This is a genomic window from Planococcus chinensis (assembly GCF_042681545.1).
In the GTDB taxonomy this organism is placed as follows: domain Bacteria; phylum Bacillota; class Bacilli; order Bacillales_A; family Planococcaceae; genus Planococcus; species Planococcus chinensis.
The window spans coordinates 905,646-922,873 of record NZ_JBHUFW010000004.1; the positions used below are offsets into that span (position 1 = coordinate 905,646).

A 17,228-nucleotide genomic window follows, 5' to 3' on the forward strand; every position below is an offset into this window, starting at 1 on the left:
TTTCGTGTAGGATGGAACTAGGAAATTCAAAAGAATAGGTGATAGGATGGCAAGTATCAAAGACATTCAACATGCAGTCGAACAAGGGGATCCGCGTTCGGTTAACGAGTCGATCGAAGCGTATCTGCTGAGCGGCGACCCGGAGGAGCAGTATGACCTTTCCGAATGGCTGGCCGAAATCGGCTACGTCGAAGAAGCGATCAAAGTCCTCGAACATCTTCAGTTCGTTTTCCCGGAAGAATCCCAATTGACCGTCGACCGCGCAAATCTTCTGATCGAAGTGGACAGGGAAGACGAGGCGCTGAATGCCTTGATGGAAATCTCCAAAGATGATGAACTTTATCCGCAGGTATTGGTGACGCTCGCCGACCTGTTTCAATTGCAGGGGTTGATCGAAGCGGCGGAGAGCCGATTGAACGAAGCGATCGAGCTTCTTCCGGAGGAACCTTTGCTGCAGCAGGCGAAAGCCGAATTGCTGCTCGACTCCGGCCGTTACCTCGAATCTGCAAAGATTTATCAGGATTTGAAGCGGGAAGGCACCCAGCTTGAAGGCGTCGATTTATCGGAGCGGCTCGCGGAAGTTTACAGTGCCGGAGCGGCTTATGAAGAGGCGCTGCCTTTTTACGAAGAAGCGCTGAAAGAGACGCAAAAACCGGATGTGCTTTTCGGCGCAGCGTTTGCCGCTTTCCAGACAAGGCAATATGAAATGGCTGTAAGGCGGCTGGATGAACTGATCGGATTGGATCCGGATTATTTTTCTGCTTATCTGCTGCGGGCGCAGAGCCTGAACATGGCGGAAGACTATGAAGGTGCCTATCATGCAATCCTTAAAGGGATTGAGCGGGATGAATACGACAAAGAGCTTTACCTGTTCGCCGGGAAGCTCGCATTGAAGCTCGGCAAAGCCCAGGAAGGCGTAGAGAACCTGCGCCAGGCCATAGCGCTAGATCCAGAGTATATGGAGGCGATCTACACATTGGTTTCCTATTTCCACGCGGAAGAGCTGGATGAATATACGCTTGAACTGGCGGAGAGCGTCATTGAAAGCGGAGATGATTGGGCAGGACTTTATCCGATGATTGCGGAAGCCTATGAACGGACGGAGCAATTCGCAAAAGCCGGGGAATATTTTGGCAAAGCTCATCCGGCTTTCCGGGACGACCCGAATTTTCTTGAAAAGTATGCGCGATTCCTGATCGAGGAAGGGAAACGCGGGGAAGCCCTCGAAATCATTAAAGAGCTTCAAGCTTTAGAGCCGGAAAATCCGGAGTGGTTTGATTGGCAGCAATCATTCGAGTAAAAGGAGGAATTCCGATGACCGCTTCAGTTTCTGTAGGAGAAAAAAAGCAGTTCGTACGCTGGTTCTTGCAGTCCCATAAAATGAAACGGCGGGAGTGCATCTGGATTCTCAATTATATGCTCAGCAATGAGGACCTACTTGAAAAGACGCATTTTGTGGAAGAAGCGCATTATTGCCCCCGGGCCATGGTCATGTCGTCTACGGAGTCGAAGGAAATTCCGTTCCGCTTCTATAAAGGCAATCTTATGACAGCCGACGCGGAAAAATCGTTCCATGATCTGCGCCTGAATCCGGACGAAGACCTGTACGTGCAGCTGAACTTCCCGAACCGCCCGCCATCGCCGCTTTACTTATTGGTGCTGGAAGAGAACCCTTATATGCCGAAAAATGCTTCCATAACGGAAGAAGACCGGAAAATTGCAGAAGGCATGCTCGAAGCGAGCCTTTCAGCTTTCCAGGAAGAATCGGTACTTAAGCAGATCGACGAAGCGCTTGATGCAAACGACCGTGAGAAGTTTTTCGAGCTTTCGGCATTGCTTCAATCGATCAAGACCCTAAAGGAATCGGAGAGTGATTGACGTTTATGCATTTTACCGGAAAAGATATCGACCAATATTTGCAACAGCAGGAATACGTGGACACGGCGGTAATCCCGCTTGTCCAGCTTGACCTCTCGGCAAACGGCATGAAGCCGAGTGCGAGCGGCTCTGATTATCTGCAGTCGCTGACCAACCTGTTGGAAAAGCAATTCAAGGGGCGCATTCTGTTGTTCCCGCCCGTTTCCTATCCTAAAGGCGCTGACCGGAGCCGGGTGGCGGCTGAGCTGAAAGAGGAAATGGGGAAGACCGGCTTCAAGCATGTGTTTTATATGACGACTGATGCGGAATGGCGGACGCTGCCGGAATTGAATAATGTTTTATGGCTGCCGGCGATTCCGACCGAAAACATGGACCAGTCATTCAAGCTTTCGGTGATGGAAGACCAGCTGCGGCAGGTCTTGCCGCTTTTTATCAGCGAATGGTCACAGCCTTCATGAAATGTTCACAAAAGGAACCAATCGATTCATTGCGATATTGACCTAAACATTTGATTGATATATCATTAGGTTGTCCTAGTAATTATATTTGAAATGAGTATGTCCATTGGACTGACCTTGAATGTTAGAGGGGGGAAAAGGATGAGCAACAATCGTGTATCACGACGTCAATTTTTAGGCTACACATTAACAGGTGTAGGCGGATTCATGGCAGCAGGCATGCTGATGCCAATGGTTCGCTTTGCGGTTGACCCGCTATTGCAGGAAAAAGCTGGTGGGGATTTCATTTTGACCGACCAAAAGGTCGCTGATTTGTCAGAAGAGCCAGTGCGCGTCGACTTTGCTTACGAGCAAGTGGATGCATGGTATACATCAGAAGTGACAAATTCTGCTTGGGTGTATAAAGAAGGGGACAAAATCATTGCCCTATCGCCAGTCTGCAAACATTTAGGATGCACAGTCAACTGGGCAGCCGATCCGGAACACCCGAACCAATTCTTCTGCCCATGCCACGCAGGGCGCTATGAGAAGAACGGCCAGAACGTTCCCGGAACTCCGCCGCTTGGACCACTCGATGAATTTACAGTGGAAGAACGTGATGGCTTCTTAGCTATCGGCGCAGTAAAACCGAACACATTAGTTTAATAGTTAGGGGGTACGACACCAGTGCTAAACAAGTTATATGATTGGGTTGATGAGCGTTTGGACATCACGCCTATCTGGCGCGATATCGCAGACCATGAAGTACCGGAGCACGTAAACCCCGCACACCACTTCTCGGCATTCGTTTATTGTTTCGGAGGACTCACGTTCTTCATTACAGTAATCCAGATCCTATCAGGTATGTTCTTGACAATGTACTATGTGCCGGATATTGAAAATGCTTGGCAGTCGGTCTACTATCTTCAAAACGAAGTCGCTTTTGGAGAGATTGTGCGTGGGATGCACCACTGGGGTTCTTCTCTAGTAGTTGTAATGATTTTCCTTCATACTCTACGTGTATTCTTTACAGGTTCTTATAAGAAACCTCGTGAATTGAACTGGATCGTCGGCGTTATGCTATTCGGCGTCATCCTCGGCCTAAGCTTCACAGGCTACCTGCTTCCATGGGATATGAAAGCATTGTTTGCAACAAAAGTTGGTATTGAGATTGCAGCTTCAGTTCCGGTCATCGGCGGCGCAATCAAAGTCTTGCTTGCCGGGGATTCTGCTATCCTGGGTGCACAGACGCTTACCCGCTTCTTCGCGATTCATGTATTCTTCTTGCCCGCTGCTTTGCTTGGGTTGCTCGGCGCGCATTTCATCATGATCAGAAGACAAGGTATTTCCGGCCCGCTATAAGAAGAGCGGCCAAATGGATTTTTTTAAGGAGGGGACATTATGCATCGCGGAAAAGGGATGAAATTCGTCGGGGATTCACGTGTACCAGGCTTGCAGCATCGTAAGCCGAATATCCCGAAAGATTACTCCGAATATCCTGGCAAAACAGAAGCTTTCTGGCCGAACTTCCTTTTGAAAGAATGGATGATCGGTGCTGTCTTCTTGATTGGGTACCTGCTCCTTACTGTCGCGCATCCATCGCCTCTTGAAGGCCAGGCGGATCCGACAGACACGGGCTATATTCCATTGCCAGACTGGTATTTCTTGTTCTTATACCAATTGTTAAAATATGAATTTGCTTCTGGTCCATTCAATATTGTGGGCGCCATCATCATGCCAGGTTTGGCATTCACTGCTTTGGCGCTGGCTCCATTCTTGGATCCGGGCCCTGAACGCCGCCCGTCTAAACGGCCGCTGCCGACAGGATTCATGCTTCTTGCAACTGCTGCAATCATCTTCTTGACATGGGAATCAGTTGTGAACCATGACTGGGAAGCTGCTGAAGCGCAGGGGCAGATCGTCGAGGAAGTTGAAATTGATACGGCCGACCCAGGCTATGAAATCTATACTGGATCAGCATGTATCAGCTGCCACGGCGACAACTTGGAAGGTGCAGTCGGTCCAGCATTGACTGCTACTGAATTTACCGCAGAAGAAATCGCTGAAATCGCTGTAAACGGCATCGAGCGGGATGGTCAGCAAGTTATGCCTCCATCTTGGGACGGTTCAGAAGAAGACCTTAAGGTCATGACTGAATTCATCGATGGCTTATCCGAATAAACCAACAAAAGAGCCGGGAAACCGGCTCTTTTTTGCTACCCGAAAGGAAGAGGCACATGCTTTCGACAGTCTATAAATTATCCGCCTGGCTCATGTTCCGCCCATTTCTCGTTCTTCTGTTCCTGGTCAATCTGGCCGGGACGATCTATGGATATATATGGTATGGTTGGCAGCTGGAAATCACCGAACCGAAGTTCCTGATTTTCGTGCCGGACAGCCCGACAGCCAGCCTGTTTTTCACCATCGTCCTCGGGCTTTGGCTGATCGGCAAGCGCAGCCGGATCATCGAAGCACTGGCTTTTGTCACGTTGATCAAATACGGGTTGTGGGCTGTAGTGATGAACCTGTTGACCCTCTGGGAAACCGGCTCGATCGGCTGGATCGGCTGGATGCTCGTCGGTTCCCATTTCGCAATGGCACTTCAGGCCGTGCTCTATATCGACCATTACCGGTTCGGCTGGGTCTCGGTCGCACTGACTGCCGTCTGGACTTTGCATAACGATGTCATTGATTACGTCTTCGGGCAAATGCCGATTTACCGGAGCCTTGAAATGTACAGCAGCCAAATCGGCTACTTCACGTTCTGGCTGTCGATCGGCTGCATCGCATTCGCTTTGTTCGTCGCCGAACTCAACCGGCCGCAGGGGCGTTTTAGTTGACCATAGCTGACCTTTGCCCGTAAAATAGAGATAGAAGCATATGAGAAAGGTGTGTTGTACAGATGGATTTTTTGATCTATTTCATCCTTTTGCTGATCATCCCTATGTGGGCGCAATTTAAATTGAAAAGAACCTATAGCAAATACTCCAAGATCCGCTCGACTTCCGGCCATACCGGCGCCCAGGTAGCACGGATCATTCTGGACCAGAATGGGCTGCATGACGTCAAAGTCGTCGAAAGCCGCGGCATGCTGAGCGACCATTACAACCCGATGACCAAAATCGTTGCGCTAAGCAGCCATAACTTCCATGAAGCGTCAGTAGCCGGGACGGCGGTCGCCGCACACGAAGTCGGCCACGCCATCCAGGATGCGGAAGCTTATTCATTCCTGCGGCTGCGCCATCGTTTGGTTCCGATCGTCAACATCTCTTCGAACATGTCCTGGATCTTCATCATGATCGGGCTGTTCTCCGCTTGGAGCGGCGCTTTGCTGATCGGCATTATCCTGCTTGCTGCAGGCGTCCTTTTCCAGCTTATAACGCTGCCGGTGGAGTTTAACGCATCCAGCCGCGCGATGGACCAGCTGCTGGCAAACAACATCATCCGCAATGAAGAGGAGCGCCATGCGAAAAAAGTATTGAGCGCAGCAGCGATGACCTATGTCGCAGCTACTGCTGTCGCAGTGCTTGAACTCGCACGCCTTCTATTGATCTACACAGGCATGAACCGTTCATAAAACAAAAAGAAACCGTTCCGGATTTTCCGGAACGGTTTCTTTCATTTCACCCGATGGGCTGCTTTTGTTCGTCGAGCGTGAAGCCTTCGCCCATGACGTCATGGACTTCCATCAAGGAAACGAATGCATGCGGATCGACGCTGTTGATGATGTTCTTCAAGCGGACGATTTCATTTTTTGCGACTACACAATAAAGCACTTCGCGCTCTTCTTTCGTAAAATGGCCGTAGCCACGGAGAATCGTGATGCCACGGTCCATTTCAACAGCAATCCGGCTGGCGATCTCTTCCTGCGAGTCGGAAATGATCAGCGCCCCTCTACCGGAATAAGCGCCTTCCTGGACAAAGTCGATGACCCGGGCTCCGACAAAAACGGCGACCAGTGTATACATCATGGTCCGGTTGTCCAAGAACGTCAGCCGCGAAAGGCCAATGACAGCAGCATCGAACAAGAACATCGTCTTGCCCATGCTCCAGCCGCTGTATTTCTGCACCAGGCGGGCGATAATATCTACTCCGCCGGTCGTCCCGCCGTAGCGGAAGATGATTCCAAGCCCGATGCCGACAAACACACCGGCAAACAGGGTTGCGAGGAACAAATCTTCGTGAAGGTCAATTTGGATTTCATACACCAGGAAGATCTTGAGGAATACCGACACGGCAACGGTCCCGATGATTGTATACAGGAACACTTTTTTGCCGAGCAGCTTCCAGCCGATGAAGAACAGCGGAATATTCAATAAAAGGTTCATAAGTGCAGGATCCCATTCAAAGAGGAAATAAAGGATCAGCGTGATGCCGGCAAATCCGCCTTCTCCGAGTTCGTTCTGGATATTGAAGTGGACAAAGCCGAAGCTGTAGATGGCCGATCCCAGCAGGATGAAAATGATGTTTTTCAAACGCAGTTCTTTCATATATGATTCTCTCCCTTGCGTAAACTCAACTTCTGTATTATCGGTTATAATAATGATTTTGACAACATCCCCTGTTTTCTTTACGATGAAATGAGGAGTGTGATGGCATGGACGGCAAAAAGACAATGAACGACCTTCAAAAGGAGGTCGATGCATATATCGGCCAATTCAAGGAAGGTTATTTTACGCCGATGGAGCTGATGGCGAGGCTGACCGAAGAGCTGGGAGAACTGTCCCGGGAAGTGATGCATGAATTCGGCCCGAAGAAGAAGAAAGCGTCTGAAAGCGAAGGCGCAATTGCCGATGAGATGGGAGACGTGCTGTTTGTCTTGATCTGCATGGCGAATTCGCTCGATATCGACCTGCAGAAAGCCCACGACCGGGTCATGGACAAATTCAACACGCGGGACAAGGACCGCTGGACAAGAAAGGAAGAGGAATAATGACAATACGCGTAGCAATCGCCGGACCAAGAGGCAAAATGGGGCAAGAAGCGGTACATACAGTCATGAAAAATCAGGAGATGGAATTGGTGGCGGTGCTGGACTATAAAGACATCGGCGCAACTCTGGCGGAATTGGATGTTTTTCCGGATTCGTATGACGTTCCAGTCTTTACGGATATGGAAGAGATGCACACGGCAACTGGGCCGCATGTACTGGTCGATCTGACTTCGCCAGAAGCGGTCTATAAACATACGAAGCAGGCCCTTCAATTGAATATTCGCCCGGTCGTCGGGACGACCGGATTTTCGGATGATGAATTAAAGGAATTGGCGGGACTTGCGGAAGAGACGAAAGTCGGCTGCATCATTGCCCCGAATTTTGCGGTAGGGGCCGTCTTGATGATGAAGTTTGCAGAACAGGCAGCCAAGTACCTGCCCGATATCGAAATCATTGAAATGCACCATGATCAGAAATTGGATGCGCCTTCAGGCACGGCGATGAAGACCGCCCATCTCATTGCCGGGCACCGCCCGACCCATGAACAAGGGCATGTCCATGAAAAAGAAACGCTCGAAGGGGCGCGTGGCGCGAATTATGAAGGCATGCGGATCCACAGCGTCCGACTGCCAGGCCTGGTCGCCCACCAACAAGTGCTGCTCGGTGGCGAAGGGCAGCTGCTGACCATCCGGCACGATTCGTTCAACCGCGGATCTTTCATGAGCGGTGTAGTGCTTTCCGTAAAAACGGTCATGGAAACGGAAAGACTGATTTATGGGCTGGAGCATATCATAGACTGAAGGGGACGATGGCATGAAGTTAGCATTAATCGCTCATGATAAAAAGAAAGACGACCTGATCCAATTTGTGACGGCCTATCAGCCGATTTTGGCCCAGCATACCTTGTACGCGACCGGGACCACCGGCCAGCGCATCATGGATGAAACGGACTTGGATGTCATGCGCTTCCGTTCCGGCCCACTGGGCGGCGACCAGCAGATCGGCGCAATGATTGCACAGGACGAGATGGACATGATCATCTTCTTCCGCGACCCTTTGACTGCACAGCCACATGAACCTGACGTTTCGGCTTTGATGCGGCTGTGCGACGTCTATAACGTGCCGCTTGCAACGAATATGGGCACAGCTGAGGTTTTATTGAAGGGCCTTGAAGAAGGTTTTGTAAATTGGCGGTTGATCCGCGAACGGAGAGAATAGGAGTGGCAGCTTTGCGAAAAATGAAAATCGGCATCACATGCTATCCGACAGTCGGCGGCTCGGGCATCATCGCGACAGAACTCGGCAAAATGCTAGCGGAACAAGGGCATGAAGTGCATTTTATCACCTCGAGTACACCGTTCAGACTGAACCGGATGTACGCGAATATATTCAGCCATCAAGTGGACGTCAACACCTATTCCGTTTTTCAGTATCCGCCTTATGACATTGCGTTGGCGACAAAAATTGCGGAAGTCATCAAGAATGAAAAACTGGACCTCCTGCATGTCCATTATGCGATTCCGCATGCGGTTTGTGCGATTCTCGGGCGAGATATGGCCAAGTCCGACATCGGCATTGTTACAACGCTGCACGGCACCGATATCACGGTGTTGGGGGCTGATTCGTCGCTCCGGGAAGCGATCCGCTACGGCATCGAAGGATCGGACGTTGTGACGGCTGTTTCCAATTCATTGCGCGACCAGACGTATGAACTCGTCGGAGCGGACAAAAGAATAGAAACGGTTTATAATTTTGTCGATGAAAGGGAATACCATGTAAAAGATGCTGGCCGCTTGAAACAGGAACTGGGCATCGGCGAAAACGAGAAAATCCTGATCCATGTATCGAATTTCCGGAATGTCAAGCGCGTCGAAGACATCGTGGAAACGTTCCATAAAGTGCACGGCAAGGTAGACGCCAAACTCCTATTGGTCGGCGACGGCCCGGAAATGGGGCGGATTGTCCAGCTGGTGAACAAATTGGGTATCGAAGAAGATGTTTTATTCCTTGGGAAACGCGACAATTTATCGGAACTGTACAATATCAGCGACCTCAAATTGCTGATGTCTGAAAAGGAATCTTTTGGGCTGGTGCTGCTTGAAGCGATGGCTTGCGGCGTTCCGTGCATAGGGACAGCGGTAGGCGGTATGCCGGAACTCATCGACAACGGCGTCAATGGCTACCTAGTGGAACTGGGCGATACGGAAGGGGCAGCCGCCCAAGCGCTCCAGCTGCTCACAGACCCGGAAGAGCACGCACGGCTGGTGCAAGGGGCACTCGCCACGGTCCAACAAAGGTTCCATTCAACAGCTATTTTGGGAGAATATCTCGGCATCTATAGCCGTCTGCTTGAAAAAGGGGCGATCGAATGAAAAATGCCGCAAAAGTGATACGGGTTCTGGAAAAGGCAGGCTACGAAGCGTATATCGTCGGCGGGGCAGTCCGGGATTACCTGCTGGGCAAAACACCGCATGATATGGACGTCGCTTCGAACGCTTCACCTGAACAGGTGAAAAAACTCTTTTCCCGTACAGTCGACACCGGCATCGAGCATGGCACAGTGCTGGTGCTGCTTGAAGGGGAAGGGATCGAAGTCACGACGTTCCGGACAGAAGGCGCCTATAGCGACATGCGCCGGCCGGATAAAGTCGAATTTGTCCAGTCGCTCGAAGAGGATTTGAAACGCCGCGATTTCACCATCAACGCCATGGCCATGGACGAGGAGCTCCGTGTCATCGACCCTTTCGGAGGACGGGAAGATCTGGAGCAGCGGGTTATCCGGGCAGTCGGCAATCCGGGCGAACGGTTTCAGGAAGATGCGCTCCGTATGCTCCGGGCAGTCCGTTTTTCCGGCCAGCTTGACTTTTCAGTCGACCCGGGCACGCTTGCCGCCATCCAGCAGCATGCATCGCTGATCAGTGCGGTAGCGGTGGAGCGGCTGAAAAACGAACTGGACAAGATATTGATCAACCCCCGGACGGAACGGAGCATGTGCTACTTGAAAGATTCAGGCCTTACCCGGCATCTGCCGGCGGGCGTATTGCTGGAAATGGATTGGAGCGGCTATGAACCGCAAGCACAGGCCGCCTATGGCTGGGCTTACATGCTCTACCGGCAAGGGGCGGAATTTCCGGCAGTCAAAGGCTTTAAGTTCTCCAATGGCGAAAGGCGGCTGATTGAAAATGCGCTGAAAGCGGCCCGGCTCGAGCGTTGGGACGCTTGGACGTTCTATTGCTTTGAGTGCAAGGAACTGGAGATTGCCGCCTATCTCAGCGGGCGGAACGTCACGCCGCAGCAGGAAAAAGAAGCGCTGCCGATCCAGTCGAAACGGGATCTTGCCGTCAATGGCATCGATTTGATGCAATGGACGGGCAAGCGCCAAGGACAATGGATCCGGCAATGGATTGAAAGCATGGAGCGCAAGATTGTTTTCGGCCAGCTGCCGAATGACCACGAAAAGATAAAGGACTGGTTTTTAGATGAATATCACCGTCACGCATAAATTAGCCAAGCGATTGATCGAGGCAGAGGGCGAAGCGCTTTCCGGCCAACAATTGGCGGATGAATTCGGCATTTCCAGGACAGCTGTCTGGAAGCATATCAAAGAACTGGAAGAGATGGGCTATACTATCCATTCTGTAAAGAAAAAGGGCTATAGCCTCTCGGGTTCCCCCGATTCGCTCCAACCGGCAGCGGTCCAAGCGCTTTTGAAGACGCGAAGCCTCGGCAGGGAAATCGAATATGTGCCGACGTGCGCCTCCACCCAGATCATCGCCCATCAATTGGCACAGGAAGGAAAGCCGGCTGGCACGGTGGTCCTTGCGGAGGAACAGACAGCCGGAAGAGGCCGTCTTGCCCGGAAATGGGATTCCGCGGCAGGCAAGGGCATCTGGATGAGCGTTATCCTGCGCCCGGCTGTCGTTCCGCAAAAGGCGCCGCAATTCACATTGGTTGCGGCAGTCGCTGTCGTCCGGGCAATCGAAGAAGTCACCGGACTGAAGCCCGAAATCAAATGGCCAAATGACATCTTGATAGCCGGAAGGAAATGCACCGGCATCTTGACGGAACTGCAATCCGATGCTGACGGCATCCAGGCGCTGATTATCGGCATCGGGCTGAACGCCAACCAGGATGCCGCCGATTTTCCGGCGGAACTGGCAGGGATCGCGACTTCCTTGAAAATGGAAAGCGGAAGCGGCGTCAGCCGGCAGGAATTGGTCCGGGCGATCCTTTATCATCTGGAAGTATATACGGATCTCTACATCAGCCAAGGGTTCGGTTTGCTGAAAACGATCTGGGAAGGCTATTCTTCGACGATCGGCAACCAGGTTCGCGCGCGAATGGCAAAAGAGACGCTCACCGGCATCGCGGAAAGCATCACAGAAGACGGCGTCCTGCAGCTGAGGACGCCGGACGGCAAGCTGCACAGCATTTATTCGGCGGATATTGAAATGGCGAATTGAAATATTTCGCTTTTCCGCCTTTTCTGCTATAGTGTTTTTAACGGGCAGTATCCCCAGTGAACTGCACCGGCAACACCATAAATACCTAAAAATTCCATAACGAAATGATCTGCCTTGATCTACTACATGACAGGGACGGAAGAAACCGAACTTACATTTTCTGTCCTTCTGTCCATTTTTGGCAGGAGGGCTTTTTATATGGTCTTCTTCCCGAGAGGAGAGAACAATAATTGAAAACGATAACCACCATCCGCGAAATGGGCGAATGGGTCCAGGAGGCCAAAAAGGGCGGCCGGTCCATCGGCTTAGTGCCGACTATGGGCTTTTTGCATGAAGGGCACATATCGCTTGTCGAACGGGCGAAGGCTGAAAACGACCACGTCGTTATGAGCATTTTCGTTAACCCGGCGCAATTCGGCCCCAATGAAGATTTTGACCGCTATCCAAGGGATTTGGAACGGGATAGCGAACTCGCAGAAGCAGCCGGCACCGAAGTGATCTTTGCGCCTTCTGTCGAAGAGATGTATCCGCGCCAGTCGGCGATTTCCATGTCGGCAGGCCCGCTTGCCGATGTCCTTTGCGGTGCGAAGCGGCCCGGCCATTTTGACGGGGTCCTGAAAGTGGTTACAAAGCTGTTCCATATTATCCAGCCGGCACGCGCTTATTTCGGACAGAAGGATGCCCAGCAGCTCGCCATCATCGAGTCGCTTGTGGAAGACTTCAATTTTCCGCTAACCATTCGCAGAGGCGAAACGGTTCGGGAAGCGGATGGCCTTGCCAAAAGTTCCCGCAATGTCTATTTGAGCGAAGCTGAACGGGTGGAAGCACCCCACCTGCAAAAAGCGCTTCAGCTGGGGAAAGTGGCCGCTCTTGCCGGAGAAGATCCGATAGCGCCGATGAAAGCCTATTTGGAAGAGCGGGTTTCTGGGAAAATCGATTATATCGACCTGCTAAGCTACCCATCTTTGACAGAACAAATCGAAGAGGAAGCCATTCTGGCCCTCGCCGTCCAATTTGAAAAAGCACGCCTGATCGACAATCTTATCTTTAATATGAAGGGGAAGAACTAATCATGCTTAGAATGATGCTGAATTCCAAAATCCACCGTGCAACTGTCACTGAAGCCGATTTGAACTACGTCGGCAGCATAACGATCGACCAGGACATTTTGGACGAGGTCGGTATGCTGGCAAATGAAAAAGTGCATGTCGTCAACAACAATAATGGAGCCCGCTTTGAAACGTATATCATTGCCGGCGAACGGGGAAGCGGCGTCATCTGCGTCAACGGCGCAGCCGCCCGCCTAGTGCAAAGAGGCGATATCGTCATCATCCTGACATACGGATATGTGATGGATGAAAATGCACGCGACCACAAGCCGACAGTTGCCATCATGGACGAAAACAATAAAATCCGTGAAATCATCAGCTACGAGCCTGAAGCGACCATTATGTAAGAGAACGCCCTTGAAAACGATATGCAGACTGTAGACAAAGTCTAATTTGTATGAATGAAAATGCATAAGCCCGACCGGGCTGGCCACTTCGCTTTCCGTGGGCTCGGCTTCAGCCGCTTCCCTCGCTACGCTCAGTCCAGGGTCTTCAGCACGAGTCGCTCAGTCGCTTCGCTCCTTCACTGCTCCCACAGGAGTCTCCGTGGCCAACCCGATCGGGAGCGTCGCCTGTATCTAATAGATGAGGTTAGGATAATGGTTCTGCTTAGACCTGCTGAGTACAAGCTACTGGCTTGAAGTCCGGAACGGAAGGCGGCGACTCCAGCGGGACAGCGAAGTGCTGAAATCCACTCGGACGCTAGTCCGAGTTAGTTCGGCGCGAGCCCGCGGAAAGCGTCCGCCTGAAGTGGAGGATCCAATATAGCTTCCATTGGTTTTATTCATCTAATTGAAAAATTATTCTTTTTTCTACAAACTCACGCCCCCATAAAGGGGGCTTTTTTATTTGCGCAGGAACGAAGTGATTTTCTATTCTGACGGAAGGCGGAGAAAGGCGGGATATGTTACAATTTTACGGAGAGAATCACCTGAGAAAGAGGGTTTGCAATGAACACCCAGAAATATGTCGTTGTCGATATTGAAACAACGGGCCATTCCCCTGCTAAAGGTGACCGGATCATTCAAATAGCGATGGTAACGATTGAAAACGACCTCATTATTGATACATATAGCGAATTCATCAATCCGAAACGCAAAATTCCGGCTTTTATCGAAGATCTTACAGGCATATCGGACGCAGATGTACGGGACGCATTGCCGTTCGAATCGCATGCTGCGGATATTTTCGAGCGAATGGAAAACGCGATTTTCGTTGCGCATAATACCAATTTCGACTTGCCGTTCCTGCAGGCCGAATTGACGCGCAGCGGCCTGCCGAAATGGCAGGGACTGACGATGGATACCGTGGAAATGGCGCGCCTCATGTACCCGACAGCTTTCAGCTATAAGCTGCAGGATATCGCATCGGTTCTGGGCATTCCGCTTGAGAGTGCCCACCGGGCCGATGATGACGCTTTGGCGACAGCGCACCTGTTCCTGAAAGCCAAAGAGCAGTTCGGCCGGCTGCCTTATGAAACACTGTCCCTATTGCATAAGCGTTCGTTTCAGTTAAAATCGGACCTCTCCCGTCTGTTCTTTGAACTGACCCAGTCCAAACGTTCTGCCAAGGAGGAACCTTGTGAACGGTATCAAGGCATCCCGCTGAAAAAGCGCCATGTACCTGCTGAGAAAGAAGCGGCCCACTATACACCGGTCCGCGAATGGGAAACGGCGCTTGAACGTGCGTTTCCACAGTTTGAACGCCGGCAGAGCCAATTCGACATGATGGCTTCCATTGAAGGGGCTATGGCAGACCGCGGGGAACGCGTGATTGAAGCGTCTACCGGAATGGGCAAGACGATCGGCTATCTGCTGCCGGCAGTGAACCATGCGGTTGAAACCGGCAGGCAGGTGCTGATCAGCACCTATACGACGCACCTGCAAGATCAGATTGTCCAAAAGGAGGGGCGCATTGTCAGTGAACTTGTCGGCGCACCGGTGCGCATTTCGTTGATCAAAGGGCTAAGCCATTATATCGATCTCCAGCGGTTTGCCGAACTGCTGCACGGCGAAGATGAATCCTATGACGAAACCTTCACGATCATGCAAGTGCTCATCTGGCTCAATCTCACCGAAACAGGAGACTTGAGTGAACTCAATGTGTCGAGCGGCGGGCAATTTGTGCTTGATAAAATCCGCCGTTCCCATCTTCGGAAACTGACCCAGAGTGAGAAGCGCTATGATTTTTATGAATACGCCCTTATAGGGGCTAAAAATGCCCACATTATTGTAACGAACCATTCGTTTTTATTGAACCAGCGATCACCGCTGGCAAAAATCCTGTCCGGTGTGGATGCATTTATCTGGGACGAAGCACATCAAGTGGTCCGGGCGGCTGTAGCCCAGCACGAAAAAACCTTCGTTTACACCCAGTGGAAGTATGTTTTCGGCCAGATCGGCACTTTCGACGACCAGCAATTGTTCGCCAAAATGTACCGGGTGGCTGAACGTACCGGGTTTTCGACAGTGCCGGAAATGCTGAAGCTTGAAGCGCTGTTCAATAAATTCACCGCCTTGTTCGACGAAGCGGCTACACTTTTGGGTGCGGAATTTTCCAATAAATTCCAGGGAAGCCGCCATAAAAAATGCGCTTCGCTCCTGAGTGAACTTCCTTATGAAAAGCCGCGGTTCATGGAGCTGCTGCGCTTCTTGAACGAATGGATCGATTTGTCGCAGCTGGTCCTGCAAAAGGCGGAACGGCTGACGGAAACGAGTATGGATGACAAATTGACGATTTCCGATTGGCGTTTCTGGACAGAGGAAATGATGGTCAAGGCGGTCGAGTTCAGTGAGATTTTCGTATTCCCGCTCGAGGACGAAGTGAGCTGGATCGAAGGGGACCTGCGGAGTTTGCCGACCAGCCTCTCCCTGTACAAGCAGCCGTTTGAAGTAACCTCGATCGTCCAGCGGTTTGTTGAACCGCACCGGGGGAAGAAAGCGCTCATCTGGCTGTCCGGCACGATGAGCGTGCCTTCGAACGAGCGGTTTATCGTCAATCAGCTTGGCATCCCGAACAGCGTGCCGATTTCGAAATTCACACCGCCGCCTGAATTTTACCAGGGTGCCCGCGTGTTCATCGTCGATGACATGCCGGATATCCAGCAAGTCTCGCAAGGCGACTATATCGAATCGGTGGCGGATGCCGTCATCCAGACGGTCCTGGTGACGGAAGGGCGCTGCTTTGTGCTTTTCACCTCGCAGGACATGCTCAGGAAGACCGTCGATTTGATCCAGGACACTGGATTGCTTGATGATTATATGCTGTTTGCCCAAGGAATGACGTCGGGCAGCCGGATGAAGCTATTGAAATCGTTCCAGCGTTTTCAGAAATCGGTGCTCTTCGGTACGAACAGTTTCTGGGAAGGTGTCGACGTGCCGGGAGATGCGCTGCGGGCAGTCATTGTGGTCCGGTTGCCGTTCACCTCTCCAGACGAACCGGTGTTCAAGGCACGTTCCGAAGTTATCGCAAAAGAAGGGATCAACCCGTTCCTGCAGTATGCGCTGCCGGAAGCGGTGCTTCGCCTTCGCCAAGGCTTCGGCCGGTTGATCCGGTCCAAAAATGATCAGGGGCTGTTCATCGTGCTGGACCGGCGCATCGAAACAAAATCCTACGGCATTGAATTCCTCAATGCCCTGCCCAAGGTGAAAGTCTTGAAAGTGTCTTTGGAAAAGATGGTCACGGATATTGAACATTGGTATAATAAGCAATGATATGAACCGAAAGGAAGGTCGCTGCCATGGAGTCGAAAATTGAAATACTTTCAACTGTAACCGTTACGTATCAAGCCGATCTATATAAAGTGGTCGATGCCTTGAACCGGACGCTGAAGCACGATAATTTGATGTTCGGATTGGCGCTCGACAAGGAAGATCCCGAAAAAGCGGTCTTCACAATCTATAAGACTTAGGTGAGCAAATGAAACAATGGATGATCTTTATTGGGGGCTTTCTTTCCTTTCTGGCAGTGACGCTCATGATTGTTGTCATTGTGGCAGGCAATAAGCCTTTTACCGAAGCGGAACAAAAGGCGATTGACCAGGTCAAAAGCGGAAATTTGCTGACAGAAGTGAAGCAAGCTTATCTATACACGAACAAGCAGGCAGCCGTCACCGTCATCGGAGAAGACGCTGAAGGGAAACTGAAAGCCGTGTTCGTTCCGACCGGGAAGGGCGATATGAAGCATGCCATGCTCGACGGCGCGGTGACTGCTAAACAGGCGCGCGAACTTGCCCTTGGGGATACGGACGTCAAAGACATCCTCCACACGAAACTCGGTTTGGAGAAAGACGGTCCGGTCTGGGAAGTGGCATTCGTTGACAGCGACGAGAACTTGAATTACATCTATATCTCCGCAAAAGACGGAAAAAAATGGAAACAGATTTTGAACATGTGAAAGGGTTGTGAGC

General features: G+C 51.3%; 20 protein-coding genes. 19 read left to right on the plus strand and 1 reads right to left on the minus strand.

Translation table 11 applies throughout. The features are described 5' to 3' along the window. Window positions 1-46: 46 nt before the first annotated feature. The 8 genes from ACFSDB_RS06805 (at window position 47) to ACFSDB_RS06840 (ending at window position 5,892) form a co-directional block, all read left to right on the plus strand. Entirely contained in the window at window positions 47-1,300 is a 1,254-nt protein-coding gene (locus tag ACFSDB_RS06805; RefSeq protein WP_204892332.1) for a tetratricopeptide repeat protein, read from the plus strand. 14 nt (window positions 1,301-1,314) lie between these two features. Further along, complete coding sequence (locus ACFSDB_RS06810) at window positions 1,315-1,878, plus strand: ReoY family proteolytic degradation factor (RefSeq protein ID WP_204892331.1); 564 nt, start codon at window positions 1,315-1,317, stop codon at window positions 1,876-1,878. Window positions 1,879-1,883: 5 nt separating this feature from the next. Further along, window positions 1,884-2,336 carry a YpiF family protein gene (locus ACFSDB_RS06815; protein WP_204892460.1) on the plus strand — a complete coding sequence of 151 codons (453 nt, stop codon included), beginning with the start codon at window positions 1,884-1,886 and terminating at the stop codon, window positions 2,334-2,336. Between the two features lie 141 nt (window positions 2,337-2,477). Further along, window positions 2,478-2,981, plus strand: coding sequence for a QcrA and Rieske domain-containing protein (locus tag ACFSDB_RS06820; RefSeq protein ID WP_204892330.1), 504 nt, complete (start codon window positions 2,478-2,480; stop codon window positions 2,979-2,981). A 21-nt stretch (window positions 2,982-3,002) separates the two neighbouring features. Further along, complete coding sequence (gene qcrB / locus ACFSDB_RS06825; protein ID WP_204892329.1) at window positions 3,003-3,677, plus strand: menaquinol-cytochrome c reductase cytochrome b subunit; 675 nt, start codon at window positions 3,003-3,005, stop codon at window positions 3,675-3,677. Between the two features lie 39 nt (window positions 3,678-3,716). Beyond that, complete coding sequence (locus tag ACFSDB_RS06830) at window positions 3,717-4,496, plus strand: menaquinol-cytochrome c reductase cytochrome b/c subunit (protein ID WP_204892328.1); 780 nt, start codon at window positions 3,717-3,719, stop codon at window positions 4,494-4,496. 56 nt (window positions 4,497-4,552) lie between these two features. Then, window positions 4,553-5,155 carry a lipoprotein heptaprenylglyceryl N-acetyltransferase LhaT gene (lhaT, locus tag ACFSDB_RS06835; protein WP_204892327.1) on the plus strand — a complete coding sequence of 201 codons (603 nt, stop codon included), beginning with the start codon at window positions 4,553-4,555 and terminating at the stop codon, window positions 5,153-5,155. Between the two features lie 62 nt (window positions 5,156-5,217). Then, window positions 5,218-5,892: a zinc metallopeptidase gene (locus ACFSDB_RS06840; RefSeq protein ID WP_204892326.1), complete on the plus strand. Its 675-nt coding sequence runs from the start codon at window positions 5,218-5,220 to the stop codon at window positions 5,890-5,892. Between the two features lie 46 nt (window positions 5,893-5,938). Here the strand turns inward: ACFSDB_RS06840 and ACFSDB_RS06845 are convergent, their stop codons facing one another. Further along, window positions 5,939-6,805, minus strand: a complete 867-nt coding sequence (locus ACFSDB_RS06845) for a YitT family protein (protein ID WP_204892325.1) — start codon at window positions 6,803-6,805, stop codon at window positions 5,939-5,941. Window positions 6,806-6,912: 107 nt separating this feature from the next. On the opposite strand from ACFSDB_RS06845, the gene ACFSDB_RS06850 reads away from it, so the two are divergent. From ACFSDB_RS06850 to ACFSDB_RS06900, 11 genes are all read left to right on the plus strand, one after another. Further along, window positions 6,913-7,248, plus strand: coding sequence for a nucleotide pyrophosphohydrolase (locus ACFSDB_RS06850; RefSeq protein ID WP_204892324.1), 336 nt, complete (start codon window positions 6,913-6,915; stop codon window positions 7,246-7,248). Then, on the plus strand, window positions 7,248-8,048 hold the full coding sequence (dapB, locus tag ACFSDB_RS06855) for a 4-hydroxy-tetrahydrodipicolinate reductase (RefSeq protein WP_204892323.1): 801 nt from the start codon (window positions 7,248-7,250) through the stop codon (window positions 8,046-8,048). The genes ACFSDB_RS06850 and dapB overlap by 1 nt, the downstream gene beginning before the upstream one ends. Window positions 8,049-8,061: 13 nt before the next feature. Beyond that, complete coding sequence (gene mgsA, locus ACFSDB_RS06860; protein ID WP_204892322.1) at window positions 8,062-8,466, plus strand: methylglyoxal synthase; 405 nt, start codon at window positions 8,062-8,064, stop codon at window positions 8,464-8,466. Between the two features lie 11 nt (window positions 8,467-8,477). Continuing rightward, on the plus strand, window positions 8,478-9,620 hold the full coding sequence (bshA, locus tag ACFSDB_RS06865) for an N-acetyl-alpha-D-glucosaminyl L-malate synthase BshA (protein ID WP_204892321.1): 1,143 nt from the start codon (window positions 8,478-8,480) through the stop codon (window positions 9,618-9,620). Beyond that, the gene (locus ACFSDB_RS06870; RefSeq protein WP_204892320.1) at window positions 9,617-10,750 is read left to right on the plus strand and encodes a CCA tRNA nucleotidyltransferase; all 1,134 of its coding nucleotides are present in this window, start codon (window positions 9,617-9,619) and stop codon (window positions 10,748-10,750) included. Before bshA ends, ACFSDB_RS06870 begins: the two co-directional genes overlap by 4 nt. Beyond that, window positions 10,728-11,711, plus strand: a complete 984-nt coding sequence (locus tag ACFSDB_RS06875; protein ID WP_204892319.1) for a biotin--[acetyl-CoA-carboxylase] ligase — start codon at window positions 10,728-10,730, stop codon at window positions 11,709-11,711. The genes ACFSDB_RS06870 and ACFSDB_RS06875 overlap by 23 nt, the downstream gene beginning before the upstream one ends. Before the next feature lie 230 nt (window positions 11,712-11,941). After that, window positions 11,942-12,781 carry a pantoate--beta-alanine ligase gene (gene panC, locus ACFSDB_RS06880; RefSeq protein WP_204892318.1) on the plus strand — a complete coding sequence of 280 codons (840 nt, stop codon included), beginning with the start codon at window positions 11,942-11,944 and terminating at the stop codon, window positions 12,779-12,781. 2 nt (window positions 12,782-12,783) lie between these two features. Beyond that, window positions 12,784-13,167, plus strand: a complete 384-nt coding sequence (panD, locus tag ACFSDB_RS06885) for an aspartate 1-decarboxylase (RefSeq protein ID WP_204892317.1) — start codon at window positions 12,784-12,786, stop codon at window positions 13,165-13,167. A gap of 603 nt (window positions 13,168-13,770) precedes the next feature. Next, window positions 13,771-16,533, plus strand: a complete 2,763-nt coding sequence (dinG, locus tag ACFSDB_RS06890) for an ATP-dependent DNA helicase DinG (RefSeq protein WP_204892316.1) — start codon at window positions 13,771-13,773, stop codon at window positions 16,531-16,533. A 26-nt stretch (window positions 16,534-16,559) separates the two neighbouring features. Further along, window positions 16,560-16,730, plus strand: a complete 171-nt coding sequence (locus ACFSDB_RS06895) for a YpmA family protein (protein ID WP_204892315.1) — start codon at window positions 16,560-16,562, stop codon at window positions 16,728-16,730. Window positions 16,731-16,738: 8 nt separating this feature from the next. After that, complete coding sequence (locus tag ACFSDB_RS06900) at window positions 16,739-17,215, plus strand: cell wall elongation regulator TseB-like domain-containing protein (RefSeq protein WP_204892314.1); 477 nt, start codon at window positions 16,739-16,741, stop codon at window positions 17,213-17,215. The last annotated feature ends 13 nt before the right edge of the window (window positions 17,216-17,228 follow it).

Excerpts from the sequence above, each read along its gene's own strand:
- ACFSDB_RS06830 (WP_204892328.1), top strand. The coding sequence starts at position 3,717 with ATGCATCGCGGAAAAGGGATGAAATTCGTCGGGGATTCACGTGTACCA.
- ACFSDB_RS06870 (WP_204892320.1), top strand. The coding sequence starts at position 9,617 with ATGAAAAATGCCGCAAAAGTGATACGGGTTCTGGAAAAGGCAGGCTAC.
- ACFSDB_RS06845 (WP_204892325.1), bottom strand. The coding sequence starts at position 6,805 with ATGAAAGAACTGCGTTTGAAAAACATCATTTTCATCCTGCTGGGATCG.
- ACFSDB_RS06900 (WP_204892314.1), top strand. The coding sequence starts at position 16,739 with ATGAAACAATGGATGATCTTTATTGGGGGCTTTCTTTCCTTTCTGGCA.
- lhaT (WP_204892327.1), top strand. The coding sequence starts at position 4,553 with ATGCTTTCGACAGTCTATAAATTATCCGCCTGGCTCATGTTCCGCCCA.
- ACFSDB_RS06895 (WP_204892315.1), top strand. The coding sequence starts at position 16,560 with ATGGAGTCGAAAATTGAAATACTTTCAACTGTAACCGTTACGTATCAA.
- ACFSDB_RS06815 (WP_204892460.1), top strand. The coding sequence starts at position 1,884 with ATGCATTTTACCGGAAAAGATATCGACCAATATTTGCAACAGCAGGAA.
- ACFSDB_RS06840 (WP_204892326.1), top strand. The coding sequence starts at position 5,218 with ATGGATTTTTTGATCTATTTCATCCTTTTGCTGATCATCCCTATGTGG.
- mgsA (WP_204892322.1), top strand. The coding sequence starts at position 8,062 with ATGAAGTTAGCATTAATCGCTCATGATAAAAAGAAAGACGACCTGATC.
- ACFSDB_RS06810 (WP_204892331.1), top strand. The coding sequence starts at position 1,315 with ATGACCGCTTCAGTTTCTGTAGGAGAAAAAAAGCAGTTCGTACGCTGG.
- ACFSDB_RS06820 (WP_204892330.1), top strand. The coding sequence starts at position 2,478 with ATGAGCAACAATCGTGTATCACGACGTCAATTTTTAGGCTACACATTA.
- ACFSDB_RS06875 (WP_204892319.1), top strand. The coding sequence starts at position 10,728 with ATGAATATCACCGTCACGCATAAATTAGCCAAGCGATTGATCGAGGCA.
- dinG (WP_204892316.1), top strand. The coding sequence starts at position 13,771 with ATGAACACCCAGAAATATGTCGTTGTCGATATTGAAACAACGGGCCAT.
- ACFSDB_RS06850 (WP_204892324.1), top strand. The coding sequence starts at position 6,913 with ATGGACGGCAAAAAGACAATGAACGACCTTCAAAAGGAGGTCGATGCA.
- panD (WP_204892317.1), top strand. The coding sequence starts at position 12,784 with ATGCTTAGAATGATGCTGAATTCCAAAATCCACCGTGCAACTGTCACT.
- dapB (WP_204892323.1), top strand. The coding sequence starts at position 7,248 with ATGACAATACGCGTAGCAATCGCCGGACCAAGAGGCAAAATGGGGCAA.
- ACFSDB_RS06805 (WP_204892332.1), top strand. The coding sequence starts at position 47 with ATGGCAAGTATCAAAGACATTCAACATGCAGTCGAACAAGGGGATCCG.